General features: G+C 73.0%; 18 protein-coding genes. 15 read left to right on the top strand and 3 right to left on the bottom strand.

Annotated features, from left to right (window positions below; genetic code table 11):
* Positions 1-15: 15 nt before the first annotated feature.
* Positions 16-1089 (top strand): quinolinate synthase NadA, encoded by a 1074-nt coding sequence (gene nadA, locus HHAL_RS01325; protein ID WP_011813073.1) that lies wholly within the window; start codon positions 16-18, stop codon positions 1087-1089.
* On the opposite strand, the gene HHAL_RS01320 is transcribed toward nadA, so the two are convergent.
* Positions 1086-2435, bottom strand: coding sequence for an MFS transporter (locus HHAL_RS01320; RefSeq protein ID WP_011813072.1), 1350 nt, complete (start codon positions 2433-2435; stop codon positions 1086-1088). The genes nadA and HHAL_RS01320 overlap by 4 nt on opposite strands.
* An 81-nt stretch (positions 2436-2516) precedes the next feature.
* Between HHAL_RS01320 and HHAL_RS13390 the strand changes: the two genes are divergently transcribed.
* Positions 2517-3266 (top strand): pseudouridine synthase, encoded by a 750-nt coding sequence (locus HHAL_RS13390; RefSeq protein ID WP_011813071.1) that lies wholly within the window; start codon positions 2517-2519, stop codon positions 3264-3266.
* On the opposite strand, the gene HHAL_RS01310 is transcribed toward HHAL_RS13390, so the two are convergent.
* The gene (locus tag HHAL_RS01310) at positions 3263-3523 is read right to left on the bottom strand and encodes an acyl carrier protein (protein WP_011813070.1); all 261 of its coding nucleotides are present in this window, start codon (positions 3521-3523) and stop codon (positions 3263-3265) included. The genes HHAL_RS13390 and HHAL_RS01310 overlap by 4 nt on opposite strands.
* A 128-nt stretch (positions 3524-3651) precedes the next feature.
* On the opposite strand from HHAL_RS01310, the gene HHAL_RS01305 reads away from it, so the two are divergent.
* The 5 genes from HHAL_RS01305 (at position 3652) to HHAL_RS01285 (ending at position 10830) form a co-directional block, all read left to right on the top strand.
* Positions 3652-6300, top strand: coding sequence for a bifunctional acetate--CoA ligase family protein/GNAT family N-acetyltransferase (locus HHAL_RS01305; RefSeq protein WP_011813069.1), 2649 nt, complete (start codon positions 3652-3654; stop codon positions 6298-6300).
* A gap of 78 nt (positions 6301-6378) precedes the next feature.
* Positions 6379-7341, top strand: a complete 963-nt coding sequence (locus HHAL_RS01300; RefSeq protein ID WP_011813068.1) for an SLAC1 anion channel family protein — start codon at positions 6379-6381, stop codon at positions 7339-7341.
* Between the two features lie 64 nt (positions 7342-7405).
* Complete coding sequence (locus HHAL_RS01295; RefSeq protein ID WP_049751361.1) at positions 7406-8407, top strand: hypothetical protein; 1002 nt, start codon at positions 7406-7408, stop codon at positions 8405-8407.
* Positions 8397-9500, top strand: coding sequence for an AAA family ATPase (locus tag HHAL_RS01290; protein WP_011813066.1), 1104 nt, complete (start codon positions 8397-8399; stop codon positions 9498-9500). The genes HHAL_RS01295 and HHAL_RS01290 overlap by 11 nt, the downstream gene beginning before the upstream one ends.
* Positions 9490-10830, top strand: a complete 1341-nt coding sequence (locus HHAL_RS01285; RefSeq protein ID WP_011813065.1) for a DUF2201 family putative metallopeptidase — start codon at positions 9490-9492, stop codon at positions 10828-10830. The genes HHAL_RS01290 and HHAL_RS01285 overlap by 11 nt, the downstream gene beginning before the upstream one ends.
* On the opposite strand, the gene HHAL_RS01280 is transcribed toward HHAL_RS01285, so the two are convergent.
* Positions 10827-11345 carry a hypothetical protein gene (locus HHAL_RS01280; protein WP_011813064.1) on the bottom strand — a complete coding sequence of 173 codons (519 nt, stop codon included), beginning with the start codon at positions 11343-11345 and terminating at the stop codon, positions 10827-10829. The genes HHAL_RS01285 and HHAL_RS01280 overlap by 4 nt on opposite strands.
* A gap of 153 nt (positions 11346-11498) precedes the next feature.
* Here HHAL_RS01280 and HHAL_RS01275 point away from each other — a divergent pair, with 153 nt between their 5' ends.
* From HHAL_RS01275 to HHAL_RS01240, 8 genes are all read left to right on the top strand, one after another.
* Entirely contained in the window at positions 11499-12296 is a 798-nt protein-coding gene (locus HHAL_RS01275; RefSeq protein ID WP_011813063.1) for a DUF1295 domain-containing protein, read from the top strand.
* Positions 12289-12753: an ATP-dependent zinc protease family protein gene (locus tag HHAL_RS01270; RefSeq protein ID WP_011813062.1), complete on the top strand. Its 465-nt coding sequence runs from the start codon at positions 12289-12291 to the stop codon at positions 12751-12753. The genes HHAL_RS01275 and HHAL_RS01270 overlap by 8 nt, the downstream gene beginning before the upstream one ends.
* Before the next feature lie 17 nt (positions 12754-12770).
* Positions 12771-13679 (top strand): 30S ribosomal protein S6--L-glutamate ligase, encoded by a 909-nt coding sequence (rimK, locus tag HHAL_RS01265; protein ID WP_011813061.1) that lies wholly within the window; start codon positions 12771-12773, stop codon positions 13677-13679.
* The gene (locus HHAL_RS01260; RefSeq protein WP_011813060.1) at positions 13679-14713 is read left to right on the top strand and encodes a succinylglutamate desuccinylase/aspartoacylase family protein; all 1035 of its coding nucleotides are present in this window, start codon (positions 13679-13681) and stop codon (positions 14711-14713) included. The genes rimK and HHAL_RS01260 overlap by 1 nt, the downstream gene beginning before the upstream one ends.
* Positions 14714-14770: 57 nt before the next feature.
* The gene (moeA, locus tag HHAL_RS01255; RefSeq protein ID WP_011813059.1) at positions 14771-16036 is read left to right on the top strand and encodes a molybdopterin molybdotransferase MoeA; all 1266 of its coding nucleotides are present in this window, start codon (positions 14771-14773) and stop codon (positions 16034-16036) included.
* 7 nt (positions 16037-16043) lie between these two features.
* Complete coding sequence (gene mobA, locus HHAL_RS01250) at positions 16044-16664, top strand: molybdenum cofactor guanylyltransferase MobA (RefSeq protein WP_011813058.1); 621 nt, start codon at positions 16044-16046, stop codon at positions 16662-16664.
* Between the two features lie 75 nt (positions 16665-16739).
* A complete protein-coding gene (locus tag HHAL_RS01245; protein WP_011813057.1) occupies positions 16740-17675 on the top strand; it encodes an ATP-binding cassette domain-containing protein in 936 nt (311 codons plus the stop codon).
* A 2-nt stretch (positions 17676-17677) separates the two neighbouring features.
* Positions 17678-18511 carry an ABC transporter permease gene (locus HHAL_RS01240; protein ID WP_011813056.1) on the top strand — a complete coding sequence of 278 codons (834 nt, stop codon included), beginning with the start codon at positions 17678-17680 and terminating at the stop codon, positions 18509-18511.
* Positions 18512-18528: the final 17 nt, after the last annotated feature.

Below are 18528 nucleotides of genomic sequence, written 5' to 3'. Positions count from 1 at the left end.
CGAGGTCCTGTGCCCATGTCGGATCCCTCCGTCATCGAGCCGTCCACCCGCTATTTCCGTCCCGAGGCGTTCACCGCCGACGAGACGCTCAGTGCCGAGGAGCGTGAGGCCCTGCGCGAGCGCATCCGCGAGCTGCTGCGCAGCCGCGATGCCGTCCTTGTTGCCCACTACTACACCGACGCCGAACTCCAGCGGCTGGCCGACGAGACCGGCGGCTGCGTGGCCGACTCCCTGGAGATGGCCCGCTTCGGCGCCGAGCACCCGGCCTCCACGCTGGCCGTGGCCGGCGTGCGCTTCATGGGCGAGACGGCCAAGATCCTCACCCCGGACAAGCGGGTGATCATGCCGGACCTGGAGGCCACCTGCTCGCTGGACGTCGGCTGCCCGGCCGACGCCTTCGCGGCGTTCTGCGATCAGCACCCGGATCGCACGGTGGTGGTCTACGCCAATACCTCGGCCGCGGTGAAGGCCCGGGCCGACTGGGTGGTGACCTCAAGCATCGCCGTGGACGTGGTGGCGTATCTGCACCAGCGGGGCGAGAAGATCCTCTGGGCCCCGGATAAGTACCTGGGCGACTACGTGCGCCGCCAGACCGGGGCGGACATGCTGCTCTGGGACGGCAGCTGCATCGTCCACGAGGAGTTCCGTGGCCTGGAGCTGGCCGACCTGCGCCGGGAACACCCCGGGGCCAAGGTGCTGGTCCACCCGGAGTCGCCGGCGGCGGTGGTCGAGCAGGCCGACGTGGTCGGCTCCACCTCGCAGCTGATCCGGGCGGTGACCGAGATGGAGGCCGAGACCTTCATCGTCGCCACCGATGCCGGCATCTTCCACAAGATGCACGAGGCCGCCCCCGGCAAGACGCTGATCGAGGCCCCGACGGCGGGGCGCAGCGCCACCTGCCGCTCCTGTGCCCACTGCCCGTGGATGGCCATGAACGGGTTGCGCAGCCTGGCGTCGGCGCTGGAGGCCGGTGAGCCGCAGGTAACCGTGGATCCCGACGTGGCGGCCGGGGCGCGGCGCTCCCTGAACCGCATGCTCGACTTCGCCGCCGAGCGGGCCCGCCAGGTGCTCGGCAACGGCGACGCCTAGGCCGCGCCGCGCTCCTCGGCGGCCGCGTGGCGCTCGGCGATCCGCCGCTGCAGCGCCTCGTGGCGGATCTCGTCCACCGGGAAGTCCCACATCAGCCCCATGGCCGTGAGCTTGAGCGCGGCCGGGGCGATCCCCGCAATGAGCAGCAGGGTGCTGACCTCGCCCACGCCCGGCGTCGGGTTGGGCGGGAAGAGTGCGGTGGTCAGCAGCGCCGCGGCACCGGCCAGGGTGAACCCGATGCGGCCGGCCAGCGACCATACGGCGAAGTGCAGGCCGGTGCGCGGGGCGCCGGTGTGGGCGGCTTCGACGTCCGGGATGTCGGCCTGGATGGCGGCGGAGAGCGCCCAGTCCAGGCCGCCGGTGAGCCCGAGCAGGGCGGCAAGGATGAGCAGCGGCAGGGTGTGCCCCGGGCCGAGCAGCGGGATCCAGATCAATACCGCCGCGGCCAGCACCAGGGCGGCGCACCAGATGGAGTGCTTGCTGTAACGCTGGGCCAGGGCGGCGCCCAGCGGCAGACCGACGAGCGCCGCCAGGAGGTAGGTGGCCACGGCTACCGCTGCGGCGCTGGCGTCACCGATGATGCCGGCGGCGATGGGCAGCAGCAGGGCGGCGGGCAGGGTGTTGGCGGCGACATTGGCGGCGTGGGCGCCGAGCAGGCGGCGCCAGGCGCGTAGGCCGCTCAGCCGCCGGGCGATCGCCGCGTAGGCGCGGTCCGGGGCCGGGGGCTGCGGATCGGGCAGGGCGAGGATGGCCAGGCTGGTCCCGGCGGTGACCCCGAGCAGCAGCAGGAACAGCCCGGTGAGGGCCTCGACGCGGGCCGCCCCCAGCTCCACGGCGAACAGCGGTGCGGCCAGCCCCAGGGCGATGCCGAGCAGGGTGGCCAGCTGCGCCCCGGCGTAGAGGCGTGTGCGGGCGTGGTAGCCGGCGGCCAGCTCGGCCCCCCAGGCCAGATGGCTGATGCGCATCAGCACCCAGCCCAGGGTGGCGGCGGTGCCGCCGAGGATCAGGGGCGCCAGCCCGGTGCCGGGCTCGAGCAGCAGCAGCGGCGCCAGGCCCACCAGGGTGAGCGCGGCGCCGGCCCACCAGCCGCGCCGGCGCCGCGCCTTGATGGCCAGGGTATCGCTCCAGGCGCCGAGGACCAGGACCGCCGCGGCGTCGAGCAGGCGCAGGACCACCAGTACGGCGAGCACTGCCACCGCCGCGACCTCCGGGGCCTCCAGGCGCTGCGGGGCGATCTGCAGGAAGAACGGCGGCACGCTCATCGCCAGGGGCAGGGCGGCGAGGGCGTAGGCCAGCGTGGCCAGGGCGGAGGGGGATGCGGTCGTCGGGGGTGTGGGCTCGCTCATGGCGATACGCTACGATGCCCGCCGCCGGCACGCCACCGCCTGCGCCGGAACGACGCGAGCCCGCAATCGAGGACCGCTCCCGTGGAGACCGCAGACCAGGACGATCGCAGCCTCGCCATACTCTACCGGGATGAGCGGCTGATCGCCGTCTACAAGCCCGCCGGGCTGCTGGTCCACCGCAGCAACATCGACCGCGACCGGGACGTGGTCCTGCAGCGCCTCCGCGATCAGCTCGGCGGGCACTGGGTCTATCCGGTCCACCGGCTCGACCGTGCCACCGCCGGCGTGCTGGTCTTCGGCCTCGATCCCGATGCCGCCTCGGTCCTGGCTGCCGCCTTCCGCGAGCAACGCATCGGCAAGCGCTACCAGGCCGTGGTCCGCGGCTGGGTGGAGGCGCCCGGACGCATCGATCGGCCCCTGGGGGCGGGGCGACGGGGTGAGGGGGGCGCGCCGCAGCCGGCGGTGACCGATTACGTGCCGCTGGCCTGGACGGAGCTGCCCATTCCGGTCTCGCGCTACGACACCGCCCGCTTCACCCGGCTGGCGCTGCATCCGCAGACCGGCCGGCAGCACCAGCTGCGCCGCCACATGAAGGCGATCAGCCACCCGATCCTCGGCGATACCACCCACGGCGATGGCGCCAACAACCGGTTCTTCCGGGAACACTTCGGTGCCCGGCGGCTGCTGCTTGTGGCCACGGAACTGGTCGTCCCCCACCCCGCGGACGGGGGCGCCGTGCGCCTGGCCACGGAGCCCGATGCCGAGCTCCAGGCCATCTTCCGCCGGGCGGGCCTGGGAGAGGCGCCGTCCCCCGCCGACGAGGCCGGCTAGCCGGCCAGGAGCTTTTCGCGCAGGTACCGGCGGCAGCCGTCCAGGGTGGCCAGGCGGTAGCCGTGCGCCCCCGGGATCGACACCCCGGCGGTGCGCTCCAGGGCCGCCTGGAAACGCAGGAAGTCCACCGAGTCGAGCCCCAGCTGGGCGTGCAGTGTGCGCTCGGCGTCCAGCCGGCCCACGTCCGCCTCCGGTACGATCTCCGTCAGCGCCTCCCGCAGGGCCCGCTCGATGCGCGCCTCGGTCTCTTCCGTCACTGCCGATTCCTCCGCCTTGGGATGCCGGTGCGGCCGGCGTTGCAGTCGCCGCCGGCTGGCCTCCGTGTTGCCCGGACCGCTAGACTGGCGCGTGGTGCAGTGCAGCGCCGGCCAAGGTCCCGAGCCCGATGACCGTACGCAATCTCGAAAGCCTCTTCCAGCCCCGCTCCATCGCCCTGATCGGCGAGGCCAGCGATACGGACCGACGCATCCTGCGCAACCTGCTCAGCGAGCCCTTCCAGGGGCCGGTGATGCCGGTCATGGCGGGGATCGACTCGATGGGCGGGGTGCCCGTCTTCCCCGGCATCGACGATCTGCCTGCGGTACCGGATCTGGCGGTCATTACCCGGCCGCTCGAGGAGGTGCCGGCGCTGATCACCGCCCTCGGTGAGCGTGGCACCCGGGGCGTGATCATCACCCGCGCCGTACCTCGGGATTACACCCGGGAGCAGCGCGAGGCGCTGGAGCAGACCATCCTCGAGGCGTCGCGCCCCCATCTGGTGCGCGTGGCCGGGCCGGGGAGCAGCTGCATCAGCGTCCCCCACCGGGGGCTGCACGCCTCGTCGTTGCCGATCACCCTGGCCGCCGGCAAGGCCGCCCTGGTCACCAAGTCCTCGGCCATGGCCGGCGCCGCCCTGCGCTGGTGCCGCGAGAACGACTCGGGGCTGTCGCACATCATCCACATCGGCGCCGCCACCGACGTGGATCTGGGTGACAGCTTCGACTACCTGGCCACCGACCATCGGGCCCGGGCGGTGATCGTCTACATCGAGCGAGTGCGACGGGCGCGCAAGTTCATGTCGGCGCTGCGCCGGCTGGCGCGCATGAAGCCGGTGATCATCCTCAAGCCGCCCCAGGTCGGCGAGGAGGAGATCGACGACTTCGTCTACGATGCCGCCTTCCGCCGTGCCGGCGTGGTCCGGGTGGACGACCTGGAGGAGCTGTTCAGCGCCGTGGAGATCCTCGACAGCAGCCGGGTCCCGGGCCGCGACGGGCCGCTGGCCATCTTCGGTAACAGCCGCAGTCTGGGGCTGCTGGCCAGCAACGCCCTGCGCCGCCACGACAGCAGCCCGCAGCAGCTGGCGCCGGAGAGCAACGAGGCGCTGCAGGAGCTCGCCCGGCGCAACGCCAGCAGCCACAACCCGCTGGATATGGGGGTGGACGCCGGCGCCGACGCCTACGACCGGGCGCTGGAGATCCTCGGCAAGGACCGGCGCATCAGCGGCATCCTGGCCCTCAAGGCGCCCGGTGCCAGTGACGACGGCGATGCGGTGGCCGAGGTGGTGGCCCGCCACGCCAAGCGGCTGCGCAAGCCGGTGCTCGCCGCCTGGGACCCCTCCGCCGGGGAGGCGGGGCTGCGCCGGCTCGCGGCGGCGGTGCCGGCCTTCTCCTACCCCGAGGAGGCGGTGCGCGCTTACAGCCGCCTCCTGCAGTACCGGCGCAGCCAGACCCTGCTGATGCAGACGCCGCCCTCGCTCCCCGAGGACTTCACGCCGGACTACGAACAGGCGCGGCTGATCCTCTCGGCGGCGCTGACCGCCGGGCGCGACCATCTCAACGAGTACCAGACGGGGCGGCTGCTCAGCGCCTACGGCATCCCCTGCGTGGATAGCCGCCGGGCCAATGACCCGGAGGAGGCCGCGGCGGTGGCCGCCGAGCTGAACCAGCCGGTGGCCCTGAAGCTGATGTCCCCGGAGGTGCAGCTCAAGTCCCAGGCCGGCAGTGTGGCCCTGGATCTGACCGGCCCCGAGGCGGTCCGCGCCGAGGCCGAGGCGATGCTGGCCCGCCTGCACGAGCTCCGCGGTGAGGACGTGGCCGTGGACGGCTTCGCCGTGCAGCCGATGACCCGCCGCGACGGGGCCTTCGAGCTGACCCTCGGGGTGCGCCCCGGCGGGCCCTTCGGGCCGGTGCTCTACTTCGGCCACGGCGGCACTGAAACCGAGGCCATCGCCGACTGGGCCTGCGGCCTGCCGCCGCTGAACATGCACCTGGCCCGGGAGATCATGCAGCGCACCCGGATCTACGGCCTGCTGGTCGACAGCGGGCTGCGCAAGCCGGACCTGGACGCCGTGGCCCTGAGCCTGGTCAAGCTCTCGCAGCTGGTGATCGACTTCGGCGCCATCGAGTCGCTGGATATCAATCCCCTGTGGGCCACCGGCCACGGCGTGCTGGCCCTGGACGCCGGGGTGGGGATCCAGCCCCAGCGCGGCGATCCCGCCGAATCATTGTGTATCCGGCCGTATCCCACCGAACTCAACGAGCGGATCGAGCTCCCCGACGGCCAGTGCCTGAACCTGCGCCCGGTGCTGCCCGAGGACGGGCCGCAGCTCAACGCCATGGTCGAGCGCACGCCGCCGGAGCAGGTGCGCATGCGCTTCTTCCAGGCGCTCAAGAGCCTGCCCCAGGAGCTGGCGGCGCGGCTGACGCAGATCGACTACGACCGCGAGATGGCCCTGGTCATCACCCGCGACGGCATCCCCGGCCGGGCGCCGCTGCTGGGGATGGTGCACATCAGCGCCGACCCCGATCTGGAGCAGGCCGAGTACGACATCATGCTCGACCCCTCGGTGGCCGGCATGGGGCTGGGGCCGATGCTCATGCACCGGATCGTCGACTACGCCCGTCAGCGCGGCATCCGCGAGATCTACGGCGAGGTGCTGCGCGAGAACGAGCCGATGCTCAAGATCAACGAGGCCATGGGCTTTCGCATCGAGCCGAGCAGCGACGACCCGGGGCTGATGCACGTGGCCCTGCGTCTGGATGGCAGCGGCGCGTGACAAAGACATGCCCGATCCGTAATGTGTGTCGGCCATCGCGGGATGGCCCGAGCTGAACGATCCACAAAGGAGCCACGCATGAGTCAGGACGAGAACGCACGGGTCAGTCTGGCCCACCTGCCGCTGCCCCTGTTCGCCGCTACCATGGGTCTGGCCGGCCTGGCCATGGTCTGGAACGAGAGCCACGCCTCTTGGGGCTGGCCGGCGGTGGTCGGCGAGGGCGTGGCGGTGCTGGCGGTGCTCAGCTTCCTCGCCATGGCTGGCGGCTACGCCCTCAAGGCGGCGCTGCACCCGGCGGCGGCGTGGGGCGAGATCGCCCACCCGGTGCGCCTCAACTTCCTGCCGGCGATCTCCATCTCGCTGATCCTGCTGGGGATTGTTACCGATTCGGAGCCGCTTTCCACGGCCCTGTGGGGTAGCGGGGCGCTGCTGCACCTGGTCCTGATGCTGGCCATCGTCACCAGCTGGATGCACCGGCAGCTGGAGCTCGGCACCCTCAACCCGGTCTGGTTCATCCCCGCGGTAGGCAACATCCTGGTGCCCATCCCGGCGGCGCAGGCGGGCTACATGGAGGTGGCCTGGTTCTTCTTCAGCGTCGGGCTGTTCTTCTGGCTGATCCTGATGACGCTGGTCTACTACCGGCTGATCTTCGCGCCCAACCTGCCGGCGTTCCTGCTGCCGACGCTGTTCGTGCTGCTGGCCCCGCCGGCGGCGGGCTACCTGGCCTGGGTGGCCCTGCTCGACGGCGGCGACCCGGGAATCGTCGGCCGGCTGCTCTACTACAAGGCGCTGTTCACCTTCCTGCTGCTGCTCATCCAGGTGCCGCGGCTGGTGCGCCTGCCGTACTTCCCCTCCTGGTGGGCCTACACCTTCCCGCTGGCCGCCTTCTGCCTGGCCAGTCAGCACTTCGTCCAGGCCTATGAGACCGGCGGGGGCCGGGGCGTGATGCTGTTGGTGGTGCTGACCACGCTGGTGATCGCCGTGGTCTTCGTCGCCACCCTGGTCAAGCTGCTCAGCGGCCGGCTGCTGCGCCCGGAGTAGGGTAGCGGGCGGTATACCCCGGCAGCGAGTGGCTTCATTGCCCGGCCGGGGCGGCGTAACCTGAGTGGCGGAGCAGCCCACGCAGGGGGCGACCGCCTTGGTCCAGCCGCTTTCCCACCACCAGATCCTCGCCCGGGTGGCGCCGTTCAGCGCCGCCGGCTGGACCGTGGATCTGGCGGCCTGCGATCGGGCGCGGCGGCTGATCGCCTTCGAGCCGGTCAGCCACGCAGGGCTGGACGCCGCCCCGGGGCCGGTCACCGAGCACCTGGCCCTGTCTGAGCCAGAGCCCGGCCGCTACCGGCTGAGCGCCACCTACACCGCCGCCGACGGCACCCGGGCCGGGCTGCGCATCGACGGCGACCGCCCCGCTGATCTGCTCGCCCGCTATCAGGCGGCGGAGGTGCGCCCGCGGCTGTTCGTGGGGGCCGCCGGGGTCTGCATCGGCCGCAGCTACCGCTCGGCGGCCGGCGCCGCCGGTGGCGGGGAGCCGCTGTGGCGGGCGGTGGCCGCCGAGGCCCAGGTCGCCGGGCGGCGGGTGACGCTGGACGCCACTCCGGGGGCGGGGCTGCCGGGGCAGATCGCGATCACCCCCCACGCTGACGGTGAGCCCCCGCTGCCCGAGGACCTGCTCGCGGTGCTCGGCTGGGGCTGGCGGCCGCTGGTCTGGCGGCAGGGGGCGTGGCGCAGCACCCTGGCGCTGCGCCGCCACGAGCCCCGGCGCCGGGACGACGTGGAGGCCCGGACGCAGCAGCTCGTCGCCCATCTGGCGGCGGTCTTCGCCGCGCCGCCGAGCGGTTACCACCGGCGCTACCGGCGGCAGCGCTGGGCCGCGGTGGGTCGGCGGCTGCTGCCGATGACCGTCTTCTTCCTGGTCCTCGCCGCGGTGCCGCTGTTCGGCGTGGTGCTGCAGGAGGGCGAGATGCCGCCGTGGCTCCACGGGGTGCCGCCACTGCTGGCCATCGGTGCGCTGCTCTTCTCCGGCACCGAGGTCCCGCTGGTGGACTGGCCGCCGCTGCCCCGGCCACTGCACGCAACCACCTGGCAGGGAGGGGCCGATGGCGGCTGATCCGATGAACATCCCGGCGGTCTCGGTGGCCGCCGCCAAGCAGGCGCTGATCGAGCAGTACGCCGATCCGGTGTTGCGCCGGCGGGCCACCATGCTCTGGGGGACCCGCGGGGTGGGCAAGTCGTCGGTGGTCGCCCAGGTGGCGGCCCACTTCGGTGTGCCGCTGGTGGATCTGCGCCTGACCACCATCGAGCCGGTGGATATCCGCGGCGCGATCTACGCCGACGAGCAGCAGCAGCGGACGGTCTGGTTCCCGCCGGAGTTCCTGCCCGGGGCGGATCGGCCTGAGGGCATCCTCTTCCTCGACGAGCTGACCGCCGCCGATCAGCGCCTGCAGATCTCCGCCTACTCGCTGATCCTCGACCGCAAGGTGGGGCAGTACCACCTGCCCGACGGCTGGCAGGTGGTGGCGGCGGGCAACGCCCGCTTCCAGGGGGCGGTGAGCCACGACATGGGCACGGCGCTGGCCGATCGCATGTTCCACTTCAACGTCCAGACGGCCCTGGAGGCCTTCCTGAGCTACGCCGCCGAGCGCGAGCTGGCCCCCGAGGTGATGGCCTTTCTGCGGGTGCGCGCCGACCGGCTGGACGATACCGCCACGCAGCTGGCCAACGACCACCTGGTGGGCGCCAGCCCGCGGGGCTGGGAGGATGTCTCGGCGGTGCTGCGGGCCGATCTGGGCGACGCCGCGCGGCGGCTGTTCGTGCAGGGGCGCATCGGCGCGGCCAACGCCGCCGAGTTCTTCGGGGTGCTCGACGAGCTGCAGGCGGCGACCGACGTGACCCGGCTGCTGGCCGCCCGCCCGGGGCCGGAGACGGCGGCGCTGCTGCCCGAGAGCCTGGATGGGCTCTACGGCATGATCTACGGCCTGGTGGCCGCCGTGGACGACGCCGCGACCCTGACACGGGCCCTAGAGATCGTGGAGCAGTTCCCCGAGATGCGCGGGCGCACCCCGCTGCCGGCGCGCGAGGCCCAGACCCTGACCATGGAACTGCTGTTCCAGCGCGGCCTGGCCCGCGGGCTGGAGTCGGCGATCCTCGGCAGTCCCGTCTACCAGCGCTACCTGGCCGAGCGGGCCGGCGATGGCGACTGAGCCCGACCCGGCCGAGCCCTACACCCACCGGGGGACGCCGGCGATCCGCGTCATGGTCGAGCAGGCGCCGGGGACCGGCGGACTGGCCCTGTGGGCGCACCACCGGGATGTGGCCGACGGTGTCCTCGAGGGCCCCGTGGCCAACGACGGCCGCACCCTCTACTACGCGCCGGCCTTCGCCGAGTTGCCGCGGCCCGAGCAGGTGGGCTGGGTGGCCCACCAGGTCCTCCACGTGGCCCTGCGCCACGCCCAGCGCCGGGAGGCCCTGGCCGGCGTGCTCGGCGATGTGGACCCGGAATTGTTCAACCACTGCGCCGACGCCCTGGTGAACACCACCCTCGGCCACCTGGACTGGCTGGCCCTCCCGGCCGGGGCGGTGACCCTGGAGCGGGTGCTCCGCGAGGTGCTGCCGGACGCCGCGGCCGCCCCGGAGCGGGCCCTGCTGGAGTGGGATGTGGAGCGCCTCTACCGGGCCGTGGACGACCGGCGCGGCGGCAGCAGTGACAGCCGCGGCCGGGCCGGGCAGGGCGGTGGTGGCGAGGCCTCGGGGCGGCGCCACGCCGCCACCGGTCGGACCGATGGGCCGCGGGCGGCGCGGCTGCGCCAGCTGGCCGCCGGCACCGAGGCGGACCTGATGCCGGCCGCCGGCGAGCCCCCGGAAGTGGCGGTGGAGGAGGCCCGCGCTTGGTCGGAGCGCCTGGTGCGCGCCCACGCCGACGACGGCGCCTTCTCCATGCTGCGCGGGCTGCTGGCCGATCGGCCCACGCCGCGCACGCCCTGGGAGCATATCCTGCGCACCCGCCTGGCCCGCGGGCTGGCGCGCCTGCCGGAGCGTTCCTGGTCGCGCCCGGCGCGGTCGTGGCTGGCCAATCGGGGGCGCACCGCCGGCGGCCGGCGCATGCCGTGGGAGCCGGGCATCGTCACCGCCCGCCGGGTGCCCCGCCTGGCGCTGGTGGTGGACGCCTCGGGCTCCATTGATGACGGGCTGCTGGCGCGCTTCGCCGGTGAGCTGGCCGCCATCACGCGGCGCAGCGAGGCGCAGCTGGTGGTTATCGTCGGCGATGATCGGGTGCGCCGGGTGGTGCACCTGGCGCCGGGGGCCTCGCCGCTGGCGGAACTCCAGTTCCAAGGGGGCGGCGGGACGGACTTCACCCCGCTGCTCGAGGCGGCCGACCGCCACACCCCGGATCAGGCGGTGGTGCTCACCGATCTCCAGGGGCCGTGCCGCTTCCGGCCGCCATGGCCGCTGCTGTGGGTGGTGCCGCCGGCCTGGGCCGACGCCGAGCCGCCTTGGGGCGAGCGCCTGGTGCTGGCCGATACGCCGATCTAGCGCGGCAGCAGCCGCTCCATCAGCTCGGCGTCGCGGAACCACATCAGGGTGGGGGCGTCGTCCTCCGGCGGCTCTTCCTGGGTCAGGATCAGGTGCTCGTCCCGCTCCCAGACCAGCCAGGTGAAGGCGTCCTCGATCCGCCGCGTGGGGTCGCCGAGGGCCTCGCGCAGGCGTTCGTGGTTGGCCTCGTGTTCGCCCGGGTCGAGGACGATGTTCACCGCGGCCAGGGCGTTGTCGCTGTCGAAGAACAGCGCCAGGTAGTTGGCGTGGTACTCGTCGGCGCGGCTGATCGGGGCGAAGCAGACCCGTTCGCCGGTCTCCAGGCCGGTCTCGTCATCGGTGCAGTCGAACTCCACCTTCGCTAGCCGGTCCTCCAGCTCATCCCGCGGGGTCTCGGCGGTGAGTTCGGTCAGGCGCAGATCCGCCTCCTCGGCCGGGCGCAGGTGATCGCGGGCGAAGGCCAGCACGATCATGATGATGAGAAACATCATCAGGGCGGAGATCAGCATGCGCATGGGTCGATGATCCTCCTGGCAGATGAAGCGGCGGCCACGGGGCAGCCCGGGCCGTGCGCTGGGGAACGCCACAGGGTACCGCCGCTGTCATTGGCGGCGCCAGCGTTTGCAGTTACGTTACGCAGGTACTCAACTTCGATCGCGGGGGTGCCGATGCTCGTCAGTGCCATCGCCGGCCTGGGCGCTGTGCTGCTGCTGATGACCGCCGTCTGGGCGTACAGCCTGCGCACCGGCGATGCCAGCCTGGTGGATCGCTACTGGGGCGCCGGCTTCGTCCTGCTGGCGCTGCTCTACCAGGCGCTGGCCGGGCTCCCCGCGCACGGCTGGTGGATTGTGGCCCTGGTGGCGCTGTGGGGTGGCCGGCTCAGCGGCTACCTGACCTGGCGCAGCTGGGGCGCCGGCGAAGATGCCCGCTACGCCGCCCTGCGCCGAGCCGGTGGCCCCGGTTGGGCGCGGCGCAGCCTGGTGACCGTGTTCTGGCTCCAGGCGGTGGTCCTGTGGCTGGCGGCGGCGCCGGTGCTCCACGCCATCGCCCGGGGCGACGCCCAGACCTGGACCGGGCCGGTGGCCCTGGCGGCGGCCGCGCTCTTCCTGTTCGGATGGCTCTACGAGGCGGTGGCCGACTGGCAGCTGGCGCGCTTCCGGGCCACTGCGCGCAACGCCGGCGAGGTCTGCGATCGCGGGCTGTGGCGCTACAGCCGCCACCCCAACTACTTTGGCGAGATCCTGGTGGCCTGGGGGCTGTGGGGCCTGGCCGCGGCGGCCGGCGGCTGGTGGACGGTCTTCGCCCCGCTGCTGATGACCGCTCTGCTGCTGCGGGTCTCCGGCGTGCCGCTGCTCGAGGCGCACCTGCGGAAACACCGCCCGGGCTACGCCGCCTACGCCGCCGGGCGCAACGCCGTCATCCCCGGCCCCCCGCGGCCGCCTGGCAAGGAGTCTGCCCGTGACTGAGCGGCAACGCATCGGCTGGCGCGAGTGGGTGGCGCTGCCGGAACTCGATATCCGCCGCCTCAAGGCCAAGGTGGACACCGGGGCGCGGACCTCGGCCCTGCACACCTTCGCCATCGAGCCGTTCGAGCGCGGCGGGCAGACCTGGGTGCGCTTCGGCCTCCACCCTCGTCAGGGCACCACCGAGCCGGAGCTCTGGTGCGAGGCGCCGGCGACGGACCGCCGCGTAGTGGCGGACTCCGGTGGCCACCGGGAGTCGCGCTGGGTGATTGCGACCCTGCTCGAACTCGGTGGAATCCGCTGGCGGGCTGAGCTCACCCTGACCGACCGGGACACCATGCGCTTTCGTATGCTGCTCGGCCGCACCGCCATGGCTGGTCGGTTCGTGGTCGACCCCGAAGGCTCATACCTGACCGGGCGAGCCGCGCTCCGTTCCCGCAGTGACACCGCAACCCCGTGAGGAGACCCGAAGACTGTATGAAGATCGCCGTGCTCTCGCGCAACTCGCGGCTCTACTCGACCCGCCGTCTGATGGAGGCGGCGCAGAGCCGCGGGCACCAGATCCGCGTGGTCGATCCGCTGCGCTGTTACATGAACATTGCCACCAGCAACCCCGAGATCCACTACAAGGGCCAGAAGCTCGAGGCCTTCGATGCCGTGATCCCGCGCATCGGCGCCTCGATCACCTTCTACGGCACGGCGGTCCTGCGGCAGTTTGAGATGCTCGGCACCTATCCGCTGAACGAGTCCCAGGGCATCAGCCGCTCGCGGGACAAGCTGCGCTCCATGCAGCTGCTCTCCCGCGAGGGGGTGGGGATGCCGGCCACCGGGTTTGCCCACTCCCCGGACGACACCGACGACCTGATGCAGCTCGTCGGCGGCTCGCCGGTGGTGATCAAGCTCCTCGAGGGCACCCAGGGCATCGGCGTGGTGCTGGCCGAGACGCGCAAGGCGGCCTCCAGCGTGATCCAGGCGCTGCGCGGGCTGAAGGCCCACTTCCTGGTCCAGGAGTTCATCGAAGAGGCCGGCGGCGCCGACATCCGCTGCCTGGTGGTCGGCGGCAAGGTGGTGGCGGCCATGAAGCGCCAGGGCAAGGAGGGGGAGTTCCGCTCCAACCTCCACCGCGGCGGCAGCGCCAGCCTGGTGCGGATCACCCCCAAGGAGCGGGCGACGGCGGTGAAGGCGGCCAAGGTCCTGGGCCTGAACGTCTGCGGTGTGGATATACTGCGGGCCAACAGCGGCCCGGTGATCATGGAGGTCAACTCCTCGCCGGGGCTGGAGGGCATCGAAACCGCAACGGGCAAGGATGTCGCCGGCATGATCATCGAGTTCATCGAACGCAACCGCAAGCCGGGCAAGACCGGGACCAAGGGCCGGAGGGGCTGATGGCCCGGCGGCGGCGCAGTGCCTTCGTGATCAGCGATCAGGCCGTGCCCCCGGGGGAGCGGCGCACCGTGCAGCTCGACGTGGCGCAGCTCTACACCCACACCCCGGTGGGCATGCCGGTGCACGTGGTCCACGGCCGCCGCGACGGCCCCACCCTGTGCCTGAGCGCCGCCATCCACGGCGACGAGATCAACGGCATCGAGATCATCCGCCGGGTGCTGGCGCTGCCGCAGCTGCGCCGGATGCGCGGCACCCTGCTGGCGGTGCCCATCGTCAACGTCTTCGGGGTGCTGGCGCAGACCCGCTACCTGCCGGACCGCCGCGACCTCAACCGCTCCTTCCCGGGCAGCGCCGGCGGCTCGCTGGCGGCGCGGCTGGCTCACCTGTTCATGAGCCAGGTGCTGGAGCGGGCCTCCCACGCCATCGACCTGCACACCGGCACCGCCCACCGCACCAACCTGCCGCAGATCCGCGCCAACCTCGACGACCCCGGCACCCTGGAGCTGGCGCGGGCCTTCTCGGCGCCGGTGATCATCAACTCCGACCTGCGCGACGGCTCGCTGCGCCACGCCGCCGACGAGCGCGGCATCCCGGTGCTACTCTACGAGGCCGGCGAGGCGCTGCGCTTCGACGAGGACTGCATCCGCCTCGGGGTGCGCGGGATCACCGGCGTGATGCGTGAGCTGGGCATGCTCCCGCGGGTCAAGCGCAAGTACCCGCCGCGCCGGCCGGTCCAGGTGGAGAATACACGCTGGGTGCGTACCGAGAGCAGCGGTATCCTGCGCACGACGGTGCAGCTCGGCCAGCGGGTGCGCCGCGGCGAGCAGCTGGGGCTGATCTCCGATCCCTTTGGCGACGGCGAGACCCAGGCCCTGGCGGCCTTCGACGGCATCGTCATCGGCCGCACCAATCTGCCCCTGGTCCACGAGGGCGACGCGCTGTTCCACGTCGCCCGGGTGCGCCACCCGGAGCGCGCCTCGGAGGTGGTCGAGGAGCTGGCGGAGCTGGACGGCGAGGAGGATGAGCCGTCGTGAGCGAGCGGCGCACCGGGGACAGGGTACCGGGCATGGCATGAACAGGGAGATGCAGGTATGACGCGGCAAGCGACGCAGGGTGTAGCGGGGCACGACGGGCCGGGGCTGGCCGTGGCCGAGGCGCGGCGGCGGATCCTCGATGAGGTGGCGCCGCTGATCGGCCAGGAGCGGGTGGCCCTGGCCGCCGCTCTGGGCCGGGTGCTGGCCGAGAACGTCCACGCCCCGCTGGATGTGCCCGGCGCCGATAACGCCGCCATGGACGGCTACGCGGTGCGCAGTGTGGATCTGCCGGAAAACGGCCCGGGCACCCTGCGGGTGGTTGACCGTGTACTCGCCGGCGCGGCGCGCCGGGATCCCCTGGCCGCCGGCGAGTGCGTGCGCATCATGACCGGGGCGCCGATCCCGCCGGGGGCCGACGCCGTGGTGATGCAGGAGCGGGTCGAGGACGGCGACGACGGGCAGGTGCGGATCCCCGGCCCGGTGGCGGCCGGCGAGAACATCCGCCGCGCCGGCGAGGACCTGGCCGCCGGCAGCGTGGCCCTGGCTGCGGGACGGCGGCTGCGCCCGCAGGAGGTGGGCGTGCTCGGCTCCCTGGGGCGGCCGGAGGTCACCGTCCACCGGCGCCCGGTGGTCGCCTTCCTCTCCACCGGCGACGAGCTCTGCAGCCCCGGGCAGACGCCGGGGCCGGGGCAGATCTACGACAGCAACCGCCACCTGATCGGCGCCGCACTGCGCCGCCTGGGCGTGGACGCCGTCGACGGCGGGGTGATCGGCGACGACCTGGGCGCCCTGAAGGCGGCCATCAGCGAGGCGGGCAGCTACGCCGATGCGGTGATCACCACCGGTGGCGTCTCCGTCGGCGAGGCCGACACGGTCAAGGAGGCCCTGGCGTGCGCCGGCGACATCGCCTTCTGGCGGGTGGCCATGCGCCCGGGCCGGCCCCTGGCCTTCGGCCGCGTCGGCCCGGCGCTCTTCTTCGGGCTGCCGGGCAATCCGGTCTCGGCGGCGGCCACCTTCTACCAGCTGGTCCAGCCGGCCCTGCGCCGGCTGATGGGCGAGGCCGGGACCCTGCAGCCGGCCCAGCTGCCGGTGATCGCCGCCGAGCGGCTGCGCAAGCGGCCGGGGCGCATGGAGTTCCAGCGCGGCATCCTCGAGCCGGGGGCCGACGGCACCGTGCAGGTGCGCTCCACCGGGGCGCAGGGGTCGGGGATGCTGACCTCGCTGGTCCACGCCGACTGCCTCATCGTCCTCGACGCCGAGCGCGGCGACGTGGCTCCGGGGGAGACGGTGCAGGTGCAGCCCCTCGAAGGCCTGCAGCGCTAGGCCCGGCGTGGCCGGGTGCCCGATTGCTGCCGACCCGCGGCTTACCGGCGTCATCCTTGCCGGCGGCAGCGGCCGGCGCATGGGCGCTCGCGACAAGGGGCTGGTCCCCCTGGCCGGCCGCCCCCTGGTCGCCCATGTCCTCGACCGGCTGGCTCCCCAGGTCGGCGCCGTGCGCATCAACGCCAACCGCCACGCCGCGCGCTACCGGGCGCTGGGGGTTCCGGTGGACGGCGACTGCCACCCCGGCGGTCTGGGGCCGCTGGCCGGGATCGCCAGTGCCCTGGCCCACGCCCGGAGTGAGCGGGTGCTGGTGGTCCCCTGCGACGCCCCGCTGCTCCCCGGCGATATGGCCCCGCGGCTGACCGCGGCCCTGGAGGCGGCCGGTGCCGATGGGGCGGTGGCCCGGCTGGGGGGGCGGTTGCAGCCGGTCTACGCGCTGCTGCACCGGGGCCTGGCCGCCGACCTCGACGCCGCCCTGGCCGCCGGCGAGCGGCGCGTCCATGCCTGGCTGGGGCGCCACCGCGTGGCCGCGGCGGACTTCGACGACCGCTCGGCGGCCATGGTCAACGTCAACACCCCCGAGGACCTGGCCCAGGTGGCGCAGCGGCTGTCCGCGGGGCCGGGGTAGGGCGGGCGGCGCGGGCTGCGGGGGATGGCCGCAGCGTGTACCATCGACGGCCTCTAGCGATGCGGGATGGACCCGATGGTGAACGAATCCGACCGCGCCGATGGCCCGGCGGTCCGGGCCGTCGGCCTGCTCAAGCGCTACGGCGGGACTACGGTGGTCGACGGCATCGATCTGCACGTCCCCCGGGGCGAATGCTTCGGGCTGCTCGGGCCCAACGGCGCCGGCAAGACCACCACGCTGCGCATGATCCTCGGGGTTACGCCGCCGGACGGCGGCACCCTGGAGGTCCTCGGCGAGCCGGTACCGGCCCGCGCCCGAGCGATGCGCGCGCGCATGGGGGTGGTGCCGCAGATCGACAACCTGGATCCGGACTTCACCGTCCGCGAGAACCTCTTCACCTACGCCAGCTACCACGGCCTCAGCCGCGAGGCGGGGCGGCCGCGGGTGGAGGAGCTGCTGGCGTTCGCCGCGCTGGAGGGCAAGGCCGAGGCGCCCATCGCCTCGCTCAGCGGCGGCATGAAGCGCCGCCTGACCCTGGCCCGGGCGCTGGTCAACGATCCGGATCTGGTGGTCCTCGACGAACCCTCCACCGGGCTCGACCCCCAGGCGCGGCAGAACATCTGGCAGAAGCTGCGGGCGCTGCAGAAGCAGGGGCGCACCCTGGTGATCACCACCCACTACATGGAGGAGGCCGAGCGCCTCTGCGACCGGCTGGCGATCATGGACCACGGCCGGATCATCGACTGCGACAGCCCGGCGGCGCTGGCGCGCAGCCATCTGGAGCGCTACGTGGTGGAGCTGCGCGGCGACGAGGCGCGGACCTGGCTCGGCCAGTCCGGGCTCTCCGGGGCGGCGCGGGTGCGCGAGGTGGGCGAGACGGTACTGCTCTACGCCGACGACCCGGCGCCGGTGGCCAGCGCCCTGCAGGCCCAGGGGCTGACCTACCTGCAGCGTCCGACCAACCTCGAGGACGTCTTCCTCCACCTCACCGGCCACGAACTGCGGGAGTGAGCATGCCCGAGCACGCCGAGACCCTCTCCGAGCCACGCGCGCCGCGGGCCGAGAACGAACGCTGGCTGCCGCGGCCGAGCCTGCGCTTCATCCCCGTCTGGCAGCGCAACCTGCGCGTCTGGCGCCGGCTGATCTGGCCCTCGCTGCTCGGCCACTTCGGTGAGCCGGTGCTCTACCTGCTGGCCTTCGGCTACGGCCTCGGGGCGCTGATCGGCGAGCTCGATTCGGGGATGCCGTACAGCGTCTTCATCGCCTCGGGGATCGTCTGCTCCAGCGCCATGTTCACCTCCAGCTTCGAGGCGCTCTACTCGGCGTACACGCGCATGGAGACCCAGCAGACCTGGGCGGCGATGCTCGGCGCGCCGCTGTCGGTGGACGACATTGTCCTCGGTGAGGCGGTGTGGGCGGCCAGCAAGTCGCTGCTCAGCGCCGGCGCCATCGGCATCGTCGCCGTGGCCCTGGGCATCCTCAGCCTGCCCGGTATGCTCCTGGCGCTGCCGGTGGTCTTCCTGGCCGGGCTGGCCTTCGCCAGCATGGCGCTGATCATCACCGCGCTGTCGCCGAGCTACGACTTCTTCCTCTACTACTTCACCCTGGTGCTGACCCCGATGCTGCTGCTCTCCGGGGTCTTCTTCCCCATCGAGCAGCTGCCGGCGGTGATCGCCGGGCTGGCCTACCTGCTGCCGCTGGCGCACATGGTCGAGGTGGTCCGGCCGCTGGCGGTGGGCGAGGGCATCGGGCCGGGGGCGCTGCTGCACCTGCTGGTGCCGCTGGTCTACATTGTTGGCGCCTTCTCGGTGGCGGCCTACCTCTTCCGGCGGCGTCTGATCCGCTGACCCCCGGGACGGCGGCG

Source organism: Halorhodospira halophila SL1, assembly GCF_000015585.1.
Taxonomy (GTDB): domain Bacteria; phylum Pseudomonadota; class Gammaproteobacteria; order Nitrococcales; family Halorhodospiraceae; genus Halorhodospira; species Halorhodospira halophila.
This window is presented reverse-complemented; position numbering and strand designations above follow the sequence as displayed.